Annotated in this window: 16 protein-coding genes; all 16 read right to left on the bottom strand. The window is 46.2% G+C overall.

Annotated elements, in window-relative coordinates:
* Positions 1-6: 6 nt before the first annotated feature.
* Positions 7-552 (bottom strand): 2OG-Fe(II) oxygenase, encoded by a 546-nt coding sequence (locus tag AC1DP6_RS06055; RefSeq protein WP_477054018.1) that lies wholly within the window; start codon positions 550-552, stop codon positions 7-9.
* A 5-nt stretch (positions 553-557) separates the two neighbouring features.
* On the bottom strand, positions 558-1,247 hold the full coding sequence (locus AC1DP6_RS06050; RefSeq protein ID WP_477054017.1) for an NUDIX hydrolase: 690 nt from the start codon (positions 1,245-1,247) through the stop codon (positions 558-560).
* Positions 1,248-1,742: 495 nt separating this feature from the next.
* Positions 1,743-2,396, bottom strand: coding sequence for a Rossmann-fold NAD(P)-binding domain-containing protein (locus tag AC1DP6_RS06045; protein WP_477054016.1), 654 nt, complete (start codon positions 2,394-2,396; stop codon positions 1,743-1,745).
* A gap of 77 nt (positions 2,397-2,473) precedes the next feature.
* Positions 2,474-4,609: a catalase gene (locus AC1DP6_RS06040; RefSeq protein ID WP_477054015.1), complete on the bottom strand. Its 2,136-nt coding sequence runs from the start codon at positions 4,607-4,609 to the stop codon at positions 2,474-2,476.
* Positions 4,610-4,680: 71 nt separating this feature from the next.
* The gene (locus AC1DP6_RS06035) at positions 4,681-6,066 is read right to left on the bottom strand and encodes an undecaprenyl-phosphate glucose phosphotransferase (protein WP_477021909.1); all 1,386 of its coding nucleotides are present in this window, start codon (positions 6,064-6,066) and stop codon (positions 4,681-4,683) included.
* A 30-nt stretch (positions 6,067-6,096) separates the two neighbouring features.
* Entirely contained in the window at positions 6,097-7,320 is a 1,224-nt protein-coding gene (locus tag AC1DP6_RS06030; RefSeq protein ID WP_477054014.1) for a WcaI family glycosyltransferase, read from the bottom strand.
* Between the two features lie 18 nt (positions 7,321-7,338).
* Positions 7,339-8,772 carry a capsule assembly Wzi family protein gene (locus tag AC1DP6_RS06025; protein WP_477054013.1) on the bottom strand — a complete coding sequence of 478 codons (1,434 nt, stop codon included), beginning with the start codon at positions 8,770-8,772 and terminating at the stop codon, positions 7,339-7,341.
* Entirely contained in the window at positions 8,769-9,350 is a 582-nt protein-coding gene (locus AC1DP6_RS06020) for a WcaF family extracellular polysaccharide biosynthesis acetyltransferase (RefSeq protein ID WP_477054012.1), read from the bottom strand. Before AC1DP6_RS06020 ends, AC1DP6_RS06025 begins: the two co-directional genes overlap by 4 nt.
* Before the next feature lie 6 nt (positions 9,351-9,356).
* Positions 9,357-10,262 (bottom strand): glycosyltransferase family 2 protein, encoded by a 906-nt coding sequence (locus AC1DP6_RS06015; protein WP_477054011.1) that lies wholly within the window; start codon positions 10,260-10,262, stop codon positions 9,357-9,359.
* On the bottom strand, positions 10,263-11,393 hold the full coding sequence (locus tag AC1DP6_RS06010) for an XrtY-associated glycosyltransferase XYAG1 (RefSeq protein ID WP_477054010.1): 1,131 nt from the start codon (positions 11,391-11,393) through the stop codon (positions 10,263-10,265).
* 9 nt (positions 11,394-11,402) lie between these two features.
* Positions 11,403-12,479, bottom strand: a complete 1,077-nt coding sequence (locus AC1DP6_RS06005; protein ID WP_477054009.1) for a glycosyltransferase — start codon at positions 12,477-12,479, stop codon at positions 11,403-11,405.
* Entirely contained in the window at positions 12,476-13,834 is a 1,359-nt protein-coding gene (locus AC1DP6_RS06000) for a hypothetical protein (protein WP_477054008.1), read from the bottom strand. The genes AC1DP6_RS06005 and AC1DP6_RS06000 overlap by 4 nt, the downstream gene beginning before the upstream one ends.
* 2 nt (positions 13,835-13,836) lie before the next feature.
* Positions 13,837-14,763 (bottom strand): polysaccharide pyruvyl transferase family protein, encoded by a 927-nt coding sequence (locus tag AC1DP6_RS05995; RefSeq protein WP_477054007.1) that lies wholly within the window; start codon positions 14,761-14,763, stop codon positions 13,837-13,839.
* An 11-nt stretch (positions 14,764-14,774) separates the two neighbouring features.
* Positions 14,775-15,920, bottom strand: coding sequence for a glycosyltransferase family 4 protein (locus AC1DP6_RS05990; RefSeq protein WP_477054006.1), 1,146 nt, complete (start codon positions 15,918-15,920; stop codon positions 14,775-14,777).
* Positions 15,921-15,940: 20 nt separating this feature from the next.
* Complete coding sequence (locus tag AC1DP6_RS05985; RefSeq protein ID WP_477054005.1) at positions 15,941-17,206, bottom strand: hypothetical protein; 1,266 nt, start codon at positions 17,204-17,206, stop codon at positions 15,941-15,943.
* Positions 17,190-18,353, bottom strand: a complete 1,164-nt coding sequence (locus AC1DP6_RS05980) for a glycosyltransferase family 4 protein (RefSeq protein WP_477054004.1) — start codon at positions 18,351-18,353, stop codon at positions 17,190-17,192. Before AC1DP6_RS05980 ends, AC1DP6_RS05985 begins: the two co-directional genes overlap by 17 nt.

The raw sequence follows: 18,353 nt of genomic DNA, 5'->3' as shown, positions 1-18,353 counted from the left end.
TCTAATTTATTTGTACATAATATCCGTCCTCAGCACATATTTCACACCGGCGGTAAGCAATGCACCTTCATGCCGTAGCGGGTGATGAAAGATCAGGGCGGTACCTGTTTCCGGGCGAATAATTTCTCCGGAAGCAAAAATGGTTTCCCCGCCGGTATAGGCTTCGTTCAGATAGATCATAAAAGTATACTGGCTGGCTTCAAAACGATTCCGCTCAAAGCTGCCGTCCTTGTGCATTTTAAAGCGTTGTCCCGGGCTGTATTTATAAAACCGGAACAATTCGTTCAAACCAACCGCGCTTCGGTTATCTGTCCCTTCCGGGGCAAAATCCTTCAGCCGTTCCCAGATAAAGGTAGCATAAGCATCGTCCTTATACAATACCCGTTCATTATTTCGTACACCTTTTATCATGCGTTGCACGCCATTACCCACGTCTACAGTGGCTTCCTCGTATCCTATGGCTTCACTTTTTTCTATGAGGGCGGTGCATTCTGCCAGGGAAAGAAAATTCTTCACAGTGAAGATGCCGGGAGTATATACTTGCTTTTCCATAAAAATTATGATTCTGTGGGAACATTAATCTGGAAATTATTCTTCTTTAATTGCTTGTTGAACTTATACAGTTCGGGATGCCTGTTTTTCAGGCCTTCCCGTTTCATGCCGGTGTTGATGATATATTCTGCATCTAAAATTTTTCTGCGGAAATTGCGCCGGTCGATCGTGGTTTGCAGAATACATTCATATAGTTCATGCAGCTCAGTAATGGTGAACAGGTCATCCAACAATTCAAAGCCCACCGGGTGGTAGAGTATCTTTGATTTCAGACGTTGCAGGGCCTGACGGAAAATCTGTTTATGATCAAAGCCCAGTGTGGGCAGCTTTCTTACGTTAAACCATTTTACATCATTGGCCATGCTGCCGGCTACTACCTGGAATTTAGCCGGGTTAATGAGTGCATAATACCCCACTGCAATTACACGTCCTCTTGGATCTCTGTCTGGCGCATCAAAAGAATACAGTTGTTCCAGAAATACCTCATCCATTCCCAGCTTTGTTTGCAGAATACGTGAGCAGGTGCTGAGGAAGGTTTCTTCCATTTGCAGAAAGCCGCCGGGTAAGGTCCAGCAGTCTTTAAATGGTTCCTCCTTGCGGTTTAACAGCAATACGGACAGGGTATTGTCGTGGTACCCAAATACCACCAGGTCTACCGCCAGGGAGGGGTTTTTATACTCGTGAAAGGCCTTCATGTTTTGTTTGCGTCAATTTAACGTGAAGTAACTAATTTTTCAAGAGATAACCTAAAAATTAGTTGGAATTTCACAACTACGCCTGTCTTCAGGTAAAATGGCAACTTGGGGGATAGCGTAAATTTAGTCAATCTATAAGGAAGAATGTTACAGATCTACGCCTGGCAACTGCCTTAAAGCCTGCATCACGGATATCGATGCTATGCCTGACACCCGCTAAGTACATATAGAAGCACCGCAGCAGAGGTGGACTTGATGCGGGGATGAGTTTCGGATATGGAGGCCGGAACCAGCCATAGCAGCGCTTCTTCAGTCGGTGGTAGCAGAAAAACAAAAAGGCGGCGCTTACGCACCGCCTTTTTTATTTGGACCCGGGATAGGATTATTCCAGTCATCTCATAACCTACAACTGTTACACTGTTAAAGTAACAAGTCGCAAAGATACATGTCGAAACGCATATAAAGTAAACCGCTATCCCGAAGGTTACCAATATTTTATGGCCGATGCGCCAATATCACGATATCTTTTACTTCCAGCACCTTCTTCGGAAAGCCGTACCTGGTAACGTTTATCATGGCCAGGCCCAACTCCGCCAGGGTCGATACACCCTGCGGAAAAAACTGTCTTAATACCGGGTATAACCAACTCATATATTTATAATATGGCTGCGTATACTGTAGTCCTTTTGTAGGCTGCATATAGCCAGGGCGGAACATATAGGCGGCCTTAAAGGGCAGGCGCTGTAAATCATTCTCCGTCCGTTTCTTGATCTTTGCCCACCTACTTTTACCGTCAGTTCCTGCTCCTGACACATAACAAAAAACCATATCCGAATTCATGGTGGCCAATGTCTTCGCCACTTCCATGGTCAGGTCATAGGTAGCGTGTTCGTATGCATCGGCTTTCATTCCTACTGAAGACACACCTAGGCAGAAATAACACGCGTTATAATCATGCAACTTTGCCGCCACCGGCAGCATGTCAAAGAAGTTGCTATGAATAATTTCCTTCAGCTTAGGATGCTTCACCCCACAAGGTTTCCRGTTAATCACCAGCACTTCCTTTACTTCCGGATGCTGTAAACACTCATGCAATACACCTTCTCCCACCATTCCGGTACTACCTGTAATAATGGCTTTTATGTCCATAGGAATTTTTTGTTACAGCTGTTAGCCATTAGCTGCCAGCTTTTAGTTTGCCATTTGATAAATAAAATAATGGAGCATTATGCGGGAATACCCGGGCCGGTTTCCCTTTCCCAAAAACGATGTTGCGCAATGGCTTTAATAAAATCCTTGCTGCCTGCATTTATCAACAGGCCAGGTTCTTTTTTACCATCAGGCAGATAGGTCTCCCTAAGCACATCTATGCCTTCCCCACTTACGGCAATTGCCTTGCAATGCTTAAATGCTTCATTGACGAAATGCAGGGCAGTGGCATCATTTTTCAGGGTGGCTGCACTGGTAGCCCCACCGGGAATATACACGGCATCGAATAATACAGAAGCTGCCCCCAGGAAAGACTGATCTGCCTCCCCGTCTATCCCCTTTATTTTTCCCAACCAGGGCGCTATCAGTTGTACCTGGGCGCCTGCTGCCAACAGGTCAGCTTTCATTTTATTCACATCTGCCCCGGAAACACCATCAGCCACCAGGAAGGCCACCTGCCTCGACACAATCGTATTCTTTACCGTATTGGCCATACTCAGCGCAGGTGAAGCAGCGATCTGCTGCTTTACAGTCCGGGGTTCATATTTCTTTACGTCTGCATCTGCGGGCCGCACCTGGTTCATAGGCAATTCCGGTTTGGCAGGCACTTTTATACCCAATCCCTCCGCTACACGGGCAGCCAGCGAAGTATCCACCTGCGTTAATAATCCTATCATCCGAACGCGTATGTCTGGCCGCGTTACCTTACCCAGTTCAAAACGCAGCGCATTAACAATATGATTTTTTTCTACCTCAGACTGACTGTTGTAAAACAAGGTAGCCTGGCTGAAGTGATCGAAGAAACTCTCACTGCGGCCACGAATCTTCCTGGCATCTATTCTTTCTTCATAAGCAGTAAAACCGCCCTCCTTTGCCTTTGCCTGGAAAGGACAACCATTGCTGATGGTGTTGGGTTCGTAGGCCGTTTCTCCGCGATTGATGGTCTGGCGCATATGGCCGTCCCGCTGATTATTATGTACCGGTGAAACAGGCCTGTTAATGGGAATCTCATGAAAATTAGGGCTACCTAAACGCGACAACTGTGTATCTGTATAAGAAAATAACCGGCCCTGTAACAACGGATCGTTGGTAAAGTCAATACCCGGCACCAGGTGTCCGGGGTGAAAAGCTACCTGCTCGGTTTCTGCGAAGAAGTTATCCGGGTTGCGGTTCAGCACCATTTTACCAATACGTATTACCGGCACCACTTCCTCTGGAATTAATTTAGTTGGATCCAGTAAATCGAATGGAAATTTATGCTCATCTTTTTCTGCCACGATCTGTACACCCAGCTCCCACTCCGGATAAGCACCCGCTTCAATAGCATTCCATAAATCACGGCGATGAAAATCAGGATCTTTTCCAGATATCTGCTGTGCTTCTTCCCAGGCAACGGAATGTACACCTAGTATAGGTTTCCAATGAAATTTCACGAAGCTGGATTTACCGGCTGCATTGATCAAACGAAAAGTATGTACACCAAAACCTTCCATCATCCGCAGACTACGGGGAATAGCGCGGTCGCTCATCACCCACATAATCATATGCATGCTTTCCGGCGCAATAGACACAAAATCCCAGAAGGTATCATGCGCAGAAGCTGCCTGTGGTATTTCATTGTGTGGCTCCGGTTTCACGGCGTGTACAAAATCAGGAAATTTCATAGCATCCTGTATAAAAAACACCGGCACATTATTACCTACTAAATCATAGTTCCCTTCGTCTGTATAAAACTTTACTGCAAAGCCACGCACATCACGGGCCAGGTCACTAGATCCGCGGGAACCAGCTACGGTAGAAAAGCGAACAAACACAGGCGTTTGTTTGCCGGGGTCCTGCAGGAAACCTGCTTTGGTATATTTCGCCATAGATTCATATACCTGGAAATAGCCATGTGCACCCTCTCCACGGGCATGCACAATTCTTTCCGGTATACGCTCATGGTCAAAGTGGGTAATTTTCTCCCTTAAAATAAAATCTTCCAGTAAGGTAGCGCCCCGTTCTCCCGCTTTAAGCGAGTTCTGGTTATCGTTAATACGAAGCCCCTGGTTAGTAGTCAGAAACTGGTCAACACCCTCTTCTGTATGAGGAGCAAGGTTTTCTATTTTCTTACTGAGTTTTCCGGTGGTAGTAGTACTTTTTTTCTTTGCCATGGTTCGCGTGATTTAATGATGAGGTAACCTCCATCAAATCACACAAACCATACCATGGCCGTCATCCATGATCAGAACGCATTATCATCTCCTTTCACGGTATTCCGGATCGTTAAAAATATAATGCGCAGATCCAGGTATACCGACCAGTTTTCCATATACCAGATATCGTGTTCAATTCTTCTACGCAGGTGTGATTCTTCTGTGATTTCCCCGCGCAACCCGCTTACCTGCGCCCAGCCGGTGATGCCGGGTTTCAGAAAATGACGGATCATATACTGCTGAATGACACGGGAAAACTCTTCCGTGTGGCGTAACATATGAGGCCGTGGACCTACAATCGACATATCTCCCATCCACACATTCAGGAACTGTGGCATTTCATCGAGATTAGTTTTACGCAAAATACGCCCGATCCTGGTAAAGCGGCTATCATGACGGGTAGCCTGTTTGGAGTTGGCGTCATTGTTTACATACATACTCCGCAGTTTCAGGCAGGGAAAATTCATGTTATTACGACCTGTACGATACTGTATAAAAAACACCGGTCCCCTGGATTCGAGTTTAATCAGCAACGCCAGCAAGGGGATCAGCCAGGTTAATATAAACAGGATCACCAGGCTGCTGAATACAATATCAAATACCCGCTTACGGATCCGGTTGGCAATATCATCCAGCGGCTCTGCACGCAAAGAAATAATGGGAATGTTGTTGAAGTAATCCACAAAGATCTGCCGGTTCACAAACAGTTTGAAGTCCGGTACAAACCGGAAATGGATCAGGTTCATTTCGGCCTCCCTGGCCAATGTATACAGGTAAGGAAATTTTTCCGGCGACAACGTAGAATAGATCTCGCGGATGTTGTTGGATTGTGCATAAGGCACACATGCTTCCAGGTTGCCGATCACCGGGTAGTACGACAACTCATGCACATTGCTGTATTCTTCAAAATAACCCTCAAATTTCAGGTTGCTGTTATCTTCGAGTAGTTGACCCGCCAATTGTTTTGACAGCTCGTTATAGCCCAGTATCACCACTTTTTTTTCCACACCTGTTCGATGCAGAATATGACTGGTGACCCGGTAAAAAAGCCAGCGTCCTAATAATACCATCGTAATAAAACCGGTACAGTAAATAAGAATAAACAGGCGGGAGTATAATTGCTTGGATAGAAATAAAAACAGCAATAATAACAACAGATACAGCAGAATGCTCTGCACCGTTTTCCGCGCAATACGATCAAATGCCAGTTGCTGACTGAGAAAATAAATGCCTGTGGTATACAGTGCCACCATCCAGGATAGATTAGACACTACCAGGAAAATATCCACATTAATATCCTGCATGCGATCATATCGCTGCAACCAGGAGCTGCTGAGGAAAAACAACACATTCAAACAAATAAAGTCCAGCGCAATTAGCTGGATACTGCAAATTTTAAGATACCGGTTCAGCATAAAAAAGAATATGGTTGTTCTATAAAATCGCTACGCCACCTGTTCTTTAAAGCGCGTCATCACTCCCGAAACAGAAAGATGCGTTGCTGCGTAGGCGCGTGCATTTGTGGCAATGTCGGCAGTGTTATCCCACACCGCCCTGCCAATGCCCGATTGCAGGGCTTCCTGGTTTTCCGCATCCACCAGTATACCCATATTATGACGGCTCACCAGCTCATGTAAACCCGTACCACTGTTGGCGGTAATCAGGGCAATACCACCTACCGCCAATATGGTGGTCAGTTTGGATGGCATCACCAGGTCGCTGGCATGCGCCTTTTGTATGACCAGGTGTACATCTGCCATGTTCAGAAAATTATTAAACTGCGCAGCCGGTTGAAGCGGCAGGAATACGGTATTCTTTAGTTGTAGCTGTTCCGCCAGCTGCTCCAGCCGTACCTTATAGGGCCCGGAGCCACAGATCAGAAAGCGCATCTCCGGCTGATGCTGCCAGGCGGCCGCTGCATGCAACAATGCTTCCAGTCCCTGCTTTTCGCCGATAGCACCGGAATACAACACAATTTTATCCGCAGCAGAAAAACCAAAAGCTTCTTTCAGCGCGCCCTTATCTGTTAGTGGATAGAACCTGGCTACATCTACCCAGTTAGGAAAAAGCAATACTTCTCCTCCCGTCTTATCACTTATCTTCCGGATCATCCCATCCGCTATGCTGCTTACATGATCTGCCCTGCGCAGAATCATCCTTTCCAGTTTCAACAGCCACCCGATCAGCCGCTTTGATTTAATCATCTGTAAATCCCTCGCAGCCTCAATTTGCAGGTCCTGCACATGATACACAAATGTAGCGCCCCGCAGTTTTTTGTACAGCACCGCCAGCAGTCCCAGGTGAAATGGCGGCGCTACGGTAATTACCACATCGAACTTCCTCTGCCATACCAGCTGCATTACTTTTACAAAAGCAGCAGCGGCAAAAGAAGCATCCTGCAGCATTCTCTTCTTCCCGGATGGTATAGCCGGCACATACTGCGGACATCTGTATATTGTTATCTTTCCTGTCACTTCTTTTTTAAACCAGTTCCTGACGCGATTATAAGGCGGCTGCACCTGCCATTGCGGGTAATAGGGATAGGTAGTAATTACCGTGCAGTCGTATCCGTTATCTGCCAGCCAGCTGATCATTTCACCATTATACTTTCCTATCCCCGTTGGCTCCGGTGAAAAATTGCCGCCTATCAGTAATATTCGTTTACCCATATACGTTATTTTTAAATCTTATTTCTTCCAGTTCCATAGCACTCCCAGCATACATCCTGTGTTATTAGTCAGATCCCCATGATCTAAAGCCACCGAGAAGGTGAGCGTAATACCCTTTTCCGACAACCGGTAATGCAGTTCTTCCAGTGTATACCATTGCCTTTTCATCGGTGTAAAAAGCGCGGGATTGGTATATGTCCCATAATTTTGCGTGTAGGTGATCAATGTTTTGCCCGTTATTTTTTTTGTGAGATGATAAAGCAAACCGATATGTCCGCCTACTACGCGGTTATTGATAATGTTTCCTCCCCGCCCCCGGAGTGAATCTTTTGGCGCATCCCAGTTCAGTGGTTTCATTTCCGGGAAATATTGCTGTCCCCTGTTACGGTCAATAAATAAAGGCGTACCTACAATACGTTCATGATAATCCCATCCTGTCAGGTATACGCCGTTGTTATAATAGCTTTCCCGCAAACGCAGCAAAAAGAAATCATTGGATTGTTTGGTGTAAATAAATTCCGCGTTGATCTTCTCCAGCCAGCTGCCGGCTCGTTTATTGGTATATGCAATGCCCAATAGCCGGTCAATGTTGCGGATATCAATACCCTGTCCTGATTCAAAGGGGGTTTGATTATACAGGTGTAATGCCAGCTGATCATTTTCCCAGTCAATACCACCTTCTATAATGCCCCGGTGATCGCCAGGTCTGTTGGGTTGTATATCTGTATTGCCCACGGTACCATCATCTTTCGTTTTCACCAGCAGCACATCCATAAACCCCTGCCAGTTATTGGTAATAGTAGGTAAGTCCTTCCGGCTGCCACCCCATACCGCATAGTGCTGTATACCCCCATATAATTTGAGTTTGTTTCTTCCTATCCGGAGATAGAAATTCTTTTCATGCAGATAAGCATTTTTAATAAACTGGTCTTTCCCCATCCAGCCATGACTCAGCAAGCCTTTGAACTGCAGCCAGCCATTGGTGAATGGTACTGGGGTGTACTCCGTTACCGCTATCCCGATTTTAGGAATGGGCAGCGCATTACCACTGATCCCCATAGAGCCGCTACTCAAATCTTTATCTACCTCTCCGATAATTTCTTCGTACTTGCCACCGCGAATCTCCCAATGTTTATATCCTGCCTTTACATACCCCTGTTCCAGGAAAGTACTGTTGAAATGATTGTTGTTATACACATCCAACCCATACTTTATATAAAATTTATCCTGCCATACCTGCTGCTTGCTGAAGCCGGCATGTATAGACACATCTCCTTTCCTGTCACTGATGGTACCAAAGTGATTAGACAACAGCCATAACGGTTGATAATCTTTAGCAGCAGCTGTGCCGACGGCGCCTGCATGTACTTCCAGTGAATCAGTTAACCAACGCTGTGCGGCAGCGGGCACACATATACATCCTAACAGCAGCATGAAACAGATCCTTTTCATATAGCCCTCGCATTTAAAACTTTCACGGAAGGAGATACCATTTCCCGTTTGCGCACCGCTACCGCAGGATTACCGGAATAAATCAACCATGGCTCCAGGTCTTTCGATGCCACGGCATTTACGGTAAGTACCGCATGCGCCCCACAGGTAACGCCTGCACAAACCACTGCCATAGCTCCAATCCATACGCCTGACTCCACGTGGATTTCTCCCAGCCGGTAAGGAAAATCCGGTTGTTTATAATCGTGATTACCTGTCAGTAACAGCGCCCCCTGCGAAATACATACATGGTCATCGATGGTAACATCTGCCAGGTTATCTATCCATACATCTTCTCCCAGCCAGCAGTGATCCCCGATTGATAAGCGCCAGGGACACTTTATCCGCACCCTTGTTTTAATAACCAAACCTTTGCCTATACGTGCACCAAATAAGCGCAGGAGTCCGCGCTTCAACGCAAATGGCCATGGAAATGCGCTGTTCAGAATATAGTAATTACAAAAGTACCAGGCCAGCACTTTCCATTTAGGTCCGGCGTAATAACTACCCGTATTAAAAGCGGCGAGATTGGTTTTCATATAATATCAGATATGAATGTTATAATCCTGTTTTAGCAATGCCATGATATCTTCCCGGCTTTCATTTCCCTGCAACTTCTGCTGAAACTCCTGTACATTAACGTCTACGAGTAAACGATACCAATACCCCTGCATAAAGTGAAAAAGAAATCCCTTATACCCATCCAGGAAACCGTAGCGCAGCACATACCGGAAAAGAAAATACAGCGAGGCACGCGCGCCGGGCGACAAAGCCGCATATACTTTTTCTTTCAGGAACCGCTTCCGCTTTGCCTGTGAGCCCTCCGCCTTCAATAACCGCTGATCTGTTTGCCAGAAGCCATACCGGATATTCAGCAAATCCACCATTTCCCGGATCGCATAGTTATTATGCTTATTCACCCACCAGTGAATGGAGTTCAGGTTATCATCCACGATATGTTCTTTAAACAACATCGTGGTCCCTTCCGACAACACAATATGTTCATCCATCCAACGCTGTTCTATGCTGCCAAGTCCATTGCGCCAGATCCTCAGCAGGGTATGCGGATAGAAACCACCGTACCTGATCCATTTGCCTTTAAACAATACCTTTCTACGTATATAGATCCCCGTTATTCCGTCAGCAACGCTGTCCATCCGGGTGTTTATTTCCTGCAGCAATCCCGGCTCCAGGTACTCATCTGCATCCATACGCATTACCCAGGGTGTGGTGATACCACAATGCTCCAGCGCCCATTGGAACTGATCCGCATAATTGACCCATTTACGTTGAAAAACCTTTGCACCATAGCTTTCGGCAATAGCTACCGTATTATCAGCAGAAAAGGCATCAACTACATATAGCTCATCTGTGATCTGCCGGAGATTTTCCAGGCAGCGCGACAGATGTATCGATTCGTTGAAAGTCAGTATAACTACAGCCAGTTTCATCTAATTACATTTTTCATATAGTTCCACATAAGAAGATGCCAGCCTGGCATCATTAAAATCATCCCGGATCTGCGCGGGCGCTTTCCGGGTGATCTGTTGTCGCCGGACTTTATCTTTATACGCCGCGGTGAGCTGATCGCTGATCCCATCCACGCTTTCTATGCCGGTAATCCATCCCAAACCATGCTCGCTGACATAGCCCGCCAGTCCTACCTGATCGCTGATCAGTACCGGCGTACCTACAAACAATGATTCAATCACCACAATAGCAAAATTTTCATTGCGTGAGGTGAGCGCAAAAAGGTCGGTGGCAGCGAGGAAATGAAACTTATCCTCACTGCCTTTCCAACCTGCCCATTCGACGCTATTATCCATATTCAGCGAAGCAATTAATTCCTTTAAAGACTGCACATAAGCCACATCGCCTGTACCGGCAATCAGCAACCTATACTTAAACGACACCCTGGAAAGCGCCCTGATCAACAGGTCCAGTCCCTTCTTCGGATCTACCCGGGAGAGAAAGCTAATCGTAAAAACATCATTGTCGGTACGGCTATAACCACCTGCAGGCAGGTCTACCAGGTTAAACACCTGTCCACCTTCCCAGCCCTTATTGATCTCCTGGCACTCTTTCCATTCCAGTTCAGAAGAAACGTGCAGATAGGTGCTGCGCAATAATCGTTTTCCCATAAGCGTATGCAACAGTTGTTTAATGCGGTTATTCCTCGCAGTAAGCACATAATCGCAGAACATACCATGTGGCGACAACAGCGGTTTCAGCTTTTTCCATTTACAGATAAAAGAAGCTCCCAGCACCAGGAAATTCCACCATGAATGAATATGTACTTTATCAAACTGTTTGGCATTCCTCCACACCGCCTTCCATAAGGCAGGTGACGCATGTGTATGATCACCGGTGATGCGTTTAAAATAGGTCACCTTTACGCCATCAATCATCGCGGTTGTATTGGCGGCGATATCCAGTTCCTGCCCTCCATTGGCGGTGGTAGTATATACTGCCACCGCATGTCCCATTTGCACCAGTTGCTCCGCTAACCGCGCTATCACCACAATGGGGCCGCCGTATACATAAGCGGGCTTATAAGAAGGAACAATAAAAAGTATATTCATATTCGGATATTAATGATTCATTGTATGCAGCGAATGCAGGGCATTATCCACCATCGCCGTCATTGTAAGGTGTTCCTGCACAAACCACCTGGCCTGTTGCCCCATGGTATGGATCTCGTCATCCGATAGCTTATCCAGCAGGTACAGGCACTCCTCCATATTTTCAAATATCAACCCGTTGTAACCATCACGGATATAGCTATACTCCACACATTGCAATACTTCCGCGGTGCGCTTAAAGGTGCATACCGGCTTGCCATAAGCCATCGCTTCTACCGCCGACAGGCCCACCCATCCCGGCTGAAAATAAAGGTCCGCCAGCCCAAACAGTTCCTGCTTAATAGCCGGATCATACACGGCACCAAAATCATGCACATGCGTATAGCCGTTGAAGTCAGGTTTGTATTTGCCTGCACCGATAATGATAAAGCTAAACTCGGTGGGGTCAGTTTCTGCGATGAGCTTTAGCAGCAGATCTATACGCCGACCGGTTTCGTTGAAGCGTGCACAGTAAATCAATACCCGCCTTGAGTGGATCTGGTATTTCTCGCGCAACGCTGCCTTGTCGGGCAAAGGCTGCTGCATAATTTTTTCTACTTCCGAAATGGTATTGTTCAGCGCCACTGCCTTCATTTTCGGCATCACCTGCTGCCACAGCGCCATTTCTTTAGGGGTATAAAACCAGGTCGCATCCGCCAGCTGCATCATCCATTTCAATAACCGGCTGGGCTGCTGTTCTTCCTGCACATATCTTTTTACAGAAATACCATGCCCCCAGAGAATGACTTTCTGTTTCAGGAAAGGTTTCAATAAAAGGATCATCCAGGTAGACAAATGCGCGAAGTTCAGCATCAGCACCAGCACCTTATAGTCGCGGTTAAAAAAACGCAAAGGGTTATATAACACAAACGGCCCTACGCTCCACGCTGGCAACTGTTTGATAGTAGTACTACCGGCAGCCAGGTTTCTTTTCTGCAGTGCATCTGCCCCATCATAACAATACAGGTCAAACGGCGCCTGCTCCTGCAGACGGTTAAAAAAATGTTCCCTGTAATGCGGCACCAAAGGCTGCAGAATCGCTATCATACCAACACATTTTTATTTGCATGAATAATACTGCTCACATCATAACCATAGATGAGCCGGTTACCTTCATGAATAGAGTCAAAAGCTACCAGGCTACCATCCCGCTTCCAGCGCGGATGCAGATCGCAATGCAATCCGCTGCGCGTAAAAGCCATCTGCTCCAGTGAGAATGCTTTCAACACTCCTTCGTCTACTCCTTCCAGCAGCACATCTGCCAGTTGCAAATCCGGTTTGGTATCAATCATACGGTAAGTACCCAACGTAGTTTTCTGTTGCGTGCTATATTGAAAAAGAAACAGTTTCCGGATGCCCTGCTGATTGGGATAGGTATCACAAATCATCCAGTCGCGGTTGGCCGGGCAAAACATAGGATGACCATCTTCCGTAATAATGTCTTTTGCCAGCATAGCAGGGACCGCATCGTTCACGTCTTCCAGCAACAGCCAGTTAAAAGGAGCTACCGCCTTTGCGCCCTTCTGACCATTGTATAATAATTTCTTCAACACCTTTTTGCCGTTGGCGATCAAACCTGCAGGCATCATTTTGTAGAGAAGGGAGCCGCGCAGTTTTTCAATACCACTGCCGGTTCTGCCCCAGATAGCAATATGCGTATCATCTTTCCAGTCGAAGTGACTGAGAAATCCGGTGGCCAGGCATCGCAGGTCATTGCCATCCGTACTGATGCTCATCAGCCGCGTAGTTTCGCCGCCGTCTTTCAATTTATACCGGTGTAAAAATGCCAGTCTGTTCTGCGAAGGATTCAGCAATAAATGCGTGATGTAATGATGCTGCCCCAGCGAAGGATTCATCCTGTAATTAGCCACTGTGCCGATAGACAGCAACAATGACTGTTCACCCGTATATACATTATGTTTTATAATGCCGGAGTCCACAGGCGCATGGAGATGCGCCTGCTTGTCTGGGAGTCCGGTATAACCATATCCACCTACACGGAAGAGTCGCGCATAATCAATGCTGAAAGCGATGCCCTCATCCGTTATAACATGTGCGGGGAGTGGCAGCGTTGACACACACTTATCCACACTCGCATCATAAATCCTGGCGCCCCACTTATCTCCCACGCGATCGTTCACAATAAAAGTATCCGTATCCCCAATCCATTGCTGCCGGGCACCCTGCGGATAATTGTAAGCATATGTTTTGCCCAGCTGATGAAATTGTTGCGCGGCATCAAAATAGCCGATGCCACAGGCTACGCGGGGATCCGGCGGCACTGTAATATCAGGTGACTGCAAGGCCAGGAGTTTATCGCCGGCAAAGTTCCACGCCACCAGGTCATGAAAACCAAAAAAGAAATCCCCTTCTCCCGCTGATAATATAAATTCCTGTTGCATAGTTAATGTGTTGTAATGAACGATGAGGTGTCCAGGCTTTTTTCTTTGCGTAATAAAAAAGTATGATCATGAATCTTATTATCAATACGCCGTATCACATCTTCTTCTGATAAATAAAATTCTGATATACCATGTAATGTTTTCAACAGGTCTGCCTTCACGATATCCGGTGCCAGGAACTCTGCACTGATACGGTTTCCGGAGAATGATTTTATTTTCTGATGCAGAAATGATTTGCGGTACAACTTCACCACGGTAGCATTGATATTATATAACTGAATGGCAGCCTGCCAGTCCATCCACTTAAACTCTGATACGCCGCTACCTTCCGTATGTGGCGTAGACAACACAAACCGATGCCAGGGCACCCGCAGTGCATCTGCCAGAATAGCGCCGTGCATGGCCTCTGCAATCACAAACTGCGAAGAAGCGATCTCCTGTAACGTATGCTCCACGCCGTTTTCAGACCTTGGTGAAATATAATTGAACCCCAACCGGTAACACAAACTCTCCCAATCGAAATAAGGCACTGACTTAAAATAGGGGATYACACTCACTTTATGCTTTTTCTCTACGTGCAGAAATTTGTCAAACTCCGGCAGTTGGCGAATAGCATAAGCAGCATCCGCTACGTAAGGAAACTGGTTATTGAAAGCATAGGCAGATAAAGGCCCGCGCAGGAAACGGATATCCCAGCTATTATCCAGATGAAATGTTTTATGAGCAGGTCTTACACCTGTACCAAATACAATCTTTCGTTTGTCCGTCAGATCACGGAACAACGGGGAGCTGTCGTACAGTATGGAACCTATGCCCAGGAAAGCTTCCGGGTCAGTTATATTGCCTGCACCAAATAACTTCGGCCATAGCCATCCGTTCAGGTCATCGCCGAAATTACCTTTCGGATCTTTATAATAAACATAGTTCACAGTGCAATCATTTACAGGTTAGCAATACGTAATACCTTGGCAGCATAATGGCCATTGATCCATTCCGTAAAATCAACTGCTCGTTTCTCCCAGCTATGTGCTGCCTTATTCACCTTTACAGGCGCCAGTTTACCGGCAGCCAGCTGACTGATCAGTGCGGCAAGTGAGGTCGGTGCATTGTTGTTAAAATAATATCCCTGCTCTCCAAATATTTCCAATGGTTCCCCTATTCTGCAGGTGAATACCGGTTTATTAAAAGGAATGTACATGTAGATCTTACTCGGACAACGGGCCCAATCCTGTATCGTGTCATTCAACGGAGAAATAAAAGCATCTGCAGCGGCGAAGTAGGAACTCAGTTCTTCTTCCGCTGTATACCCCAGGAACTGTACCTGCAAGTCCAGCTCCTTCTCTTTCACAAATGCCTTTGCTTCTGCCAGGTGCCTCCCCTGTCCCAGCAACAGCAGGTGAACATCCTTGCGTTCTTTACTGATCATTTCCATGGCCTGCAGCATGGTAAACAAACCATAATTGCGTGTCATAGTACCCATATAAATAAGCATGGTTTTACCGCTGTAGGTATCCGCCAATTCTTCGAAGCGGATCCGGGGTGATTCTACCACCTCATTATTAAATGCGTATGGGGAGTAAAGCACCGGTAACTGCTTGCGGAATAATTGTGCGGCCCTTTTAGTATATGTCTTACAGAGATACTTACTGGCACACAACAACCCATCAGCATATAACACAGACCAGTATTCCAGGGCCAGCATAGCATATTTACGCAGGCCCTTATTATCGGGAATACCAGATGGCAATTCTGAGTGTTCAATGAGTACCGTGGGTTTTAGCTTTAACTTATTTTTTAAGATGCGGTTGCGGAAGCTGAAAGAACAAAACAAAATATAATCAGGTGCAATCTCATTCACCAATGCTGTTTTAGTACGTACTTCCTCCCCTGCCGTACCTTCGGGATAGTAGTATACTTTTACGGCATCACTACATTCCATGGCAATCCGTTTTCGGTTCTCTTCACTGTCCTGCACAATGATCGCCACTTCCCAACCCATTGACAACAGCGGATCCGCCATACCGATGGCTCTTTTCATGGTGGCAATGAATTTAATATCGCCGAGTGTGATGAAGCATATTTTCATAGCTGTTCTTATTTTACCATTTATATTTTCCCTTCGGGAGAAATGAAAGCAATGGAGTCATTTATATGGTCCGTATCCCGTACTTCGTTTTCCTCCTCTGCTAATTCATAGTACGCGCGCAACAGGATAGCACCGATCGCCGGAATATTAAATCGCAACTGCTGTATAGGTGAAAAAAGGAAAGTCCAGATCACCCCGATGGTCATCAACACCAGCACCGGATACAACGCCGTGTCAGCGGCATGCCGGATGAGATAAAAACCCATTCTCAGCAGGAGAATAAATACCAGCAATACGGCCACAAATCCACCTACACCAGCGTTTACCCAGGCCCCCAGCAATATGGAATGGCTGGGAATCAGGTGATCCGTTGAGGTAGCCAGTTGTTCATTCATCTCCTCATTCTGGTACAACAACAGGATGCGGTAATATTTCAGGTTATCATCTTTGGCCCAGGAACCATGGCCAAACAAAGGCGCATCACCAATCGCTGCAAGCGCAGCAAATGTTTCACCTCTACCAGTCATCAGTAACTCCAATGGATTATAAGGATTGTCCAGCCGGTCTATTTGCTCCGAAGCATGCTCTCCACCAATCTCATGATTCATTACTCCATTCACGTAACTCACATATGCAAACTGAAATAAGATAGCACCGGCCAAACCGAATACCAGCAGCCGGTCACGGGTGAGGTACATGCCACTGTTGAAGCAATAAATAATAATAGCTCCGATGAAAAACACCATTCCGGTGGACCGGGAGTCACGCGCAAAGCACAGCAAACTATAACCTAACAGTAACGCCAGTACGGCTTTCCACTGCCCCTTGCGATACAATAAAAAGGACAGGATATATACGCCATATGACAGGATAGGTACCATCTTGAATTTGAAATACGACATATCCGTGTCGGCGTTCTCATCTGTCCAGATAATATTTTTGATGAGGGTCATACAGAGAAAGAAAAAAATGGCTTCATCATCTTTCAATGTTTTAAATAAAAAAAGGAAAGACAGGATAGACATGATAATCGCCGCCCAGCCCCGCATAAAGTTTTCGGAGGAGCTTTTTACAACAAACAAATCTGTGATCGCCTGGAACACAAAGAGTGCTACCAGGGCAACAATAATTTTCCGGAATAGTGGATAAGCTTTGAAATCACGGGTATCAAATACAAAAGGTGCAGATAACAGTACCATGATTTCATTGAGCTTCAATTGCCCTACCAGTGCTACGTTAACACCGCTCAACAAGGTGTACATGGCGATTTTAAGCCGGTTGAACATAGGCAGGTGTTTTACCGCGCACGGCGTAGTTAACAATCTGTTGCAGTCTTTGCTGGTTTACTTCCAGGCTGTATTCCTGCAGGAAGTCTTCCCGCAGCCTTTCGCCCTTGTCTGTTTCATTATCAAAGTTGAGCAGTGACTGTTTAAATGCTGCGGGTTCATCAGCCACAATAAAATGTTTGCTCTTCACCCCTTCTACTCCTTTAGCGGTGCTGATAATGGGTGTTCTCAGGGCCATTGCTTCCAGGCATTTCAAGCGGGTACCACTGCCATGTACCAACGGAATAATCACCGCGCTGGCCACCGATATATACCACTTTACATCATCTACCTTTCCAAAGGCAACTATGTTCTGATATTCTTCTTTGCCGGTAATACGTTTCAACGCTTCCTTCGATCCTCTGCCCACCAGCCACAGGTCATACTTTCCGGCCAGCTCCTGATCCCATACATTTTCAATGAACCATTTCAGCCCCGCAAAATTCATATATACGCCGAAGTTAGCCGTCATCACCAGCACCCGCTGCTGCTTTTTGCCAAACAGGTGATAATCTTTCTGGTCCAGGAAATTAGGTACAGTGAACACCTTTTGTTTGGCCAGGAACCGGGTATGATAAACATGATCATCCTCACTCACTACCAACACTGCCGCCGCCTTTTTAAAATACAGTCGCTCATGTAATTTTTCCATGCTGAACAGTTGCAGTTTCCTCAACTTATCCAACAGGTTTTTAGAAGGTAATTGCCAGGTGATCATGGGTTGTGCATTATGCGTACCCAGTATCACCGGTATGTTCCTGCTACTGAAAAAAGAAATGTAATGACCTACAAAGCCGTAATCCAGTATGGCAGCAGCCACAGGATATTCGCGGCATATTTCCTCAAACATCCCCAGTACATCTCCCGAACGCTGGAAGTATTGCTTACCGGTAATCCGGGTCAGCAGATCAAAAGGCTTTGCTTCATAGGTATAAAAAGTAACATTAGGGAGATGATATTGCTCCAGATCTACTTTTTCCACATTCCGCACAACGGCAATTACCTCATAGCCCAATTGTGACAAAGCTTTGATCAGGTAATAACTTCTGATTCTTTCCCCTCCGTTCTGCGGAAAAGGCGATATATCTGTGAAGAAGAGTATATACAT

This window comes from Chitinophaga sp. 01L420 (genome assembly GCF_056399985.1).
The sequence above is the reverse complement of the archived record's forward strand: the minus strand, read 5'-3'. Positions and strand labels throughout refer to the sequence as shown.

Bases quoted from the DNA above. Each gene is read 5' to 3' on its own strand.
- AC1DP6_RS06055 (WP_477054018.1), bottom strand. From the start codon at position 552: ATGGAAAAGCAAGTATATACTCCCGGCATCTTCACTGTGAAGAATTTT.
- AC1DP6_RS06050 (WP_477054017.1), bottom strand. From the start codon at position 1,247: ATGAAGGCCTTTCACGAGTATAAAAACCCCTCCCTGGCGGTAGACCTG.
- AC1DP6_RS06040 (WP_477054015.1), bottom strand. From the start codon at position 4,609: ATGGCAAAGAAAAAAAGTACTACTACCACCGGAAAACTCAGTAAGAAA.
- AC1DP6_RS06035 (WP_477021909.1), bottom strand. From the start codon at position 6,066: ATGCTGAACCGGTATCTTAAAATTTGCAGTATCCAGCTAATTGCGCTG.
- AC1DP6_RS06030 (WP_477054014.1), bottom strand. From the start codon at position 7,320: ATGGGTAAACGAATATTACTGATAGGCGGCAATTTTTCACCGGAGCCA.
- AC1DP6_RS06025 (WP_477054013.1), bottom strand. From the start codon at position 8,772: ATGAAAAGGATCTGTTTCATGCTGCTGTTAGGATGTATATGTGTGCCC.
- AC1DP6_RS06020 (WP_477054012.1), bottom strand. From the start codon at position 9,350: ATGAAAACCAATCTCGCCGCTTTTAATACGGGTAGTTATTACGCCGGA.
- AC1DP6_RS06015 (WP_477054011.1), bottom strand. From the start codon at position 10,262: ATGAAACTGGCTGTAGTTATACTGACTTTCAACGAATCGATACATCTG.
- AC1DP6_RS06010 (WP_477054010.1), bottom strand. From the start codon at position 11,393: ATGAATATACTTTTTATTGTTCCTTCTTATAAGCCCGCTTATGTATAC.
- AC1DP6_RS06005 (WP_477054009.1), bottom strand. From the start codon at position 12,479: ATGATAGCGATTCTGCAGCCTTTGGTGCCGCATTACAGGGAACATTTT.
- AC1DP6_RS06000 (WP_477054008.1), bottom strand. From the start codon at position 13,834: ATGCAACAGGAATTTATATTATCAGCGGGAGAAGGGGATTTCTTTTTT.
- AC1DP6_RS05990 (WP_477054006.1), bottom strand. From the start codon at position 15,920: ATGAAAATATGCTTCATCACACTCGGCGATATTAAATTCATTGCCACC.
- AC1DP6_RS05985 (WP_477054005.1), bottom strand. From the start codon at position 17,206: ATGTTCAACCGGCTTAAAATCGCCATGTACACCTTGTTGAGCGGTGTT.
- AC1DP6_RS05980 (WP_477054004.1), bottom strand. From the start codon at position 18,353: ATGTATATACTCTTCTTCACAGATATATCGCCTTTTCCGCAGAACGGA.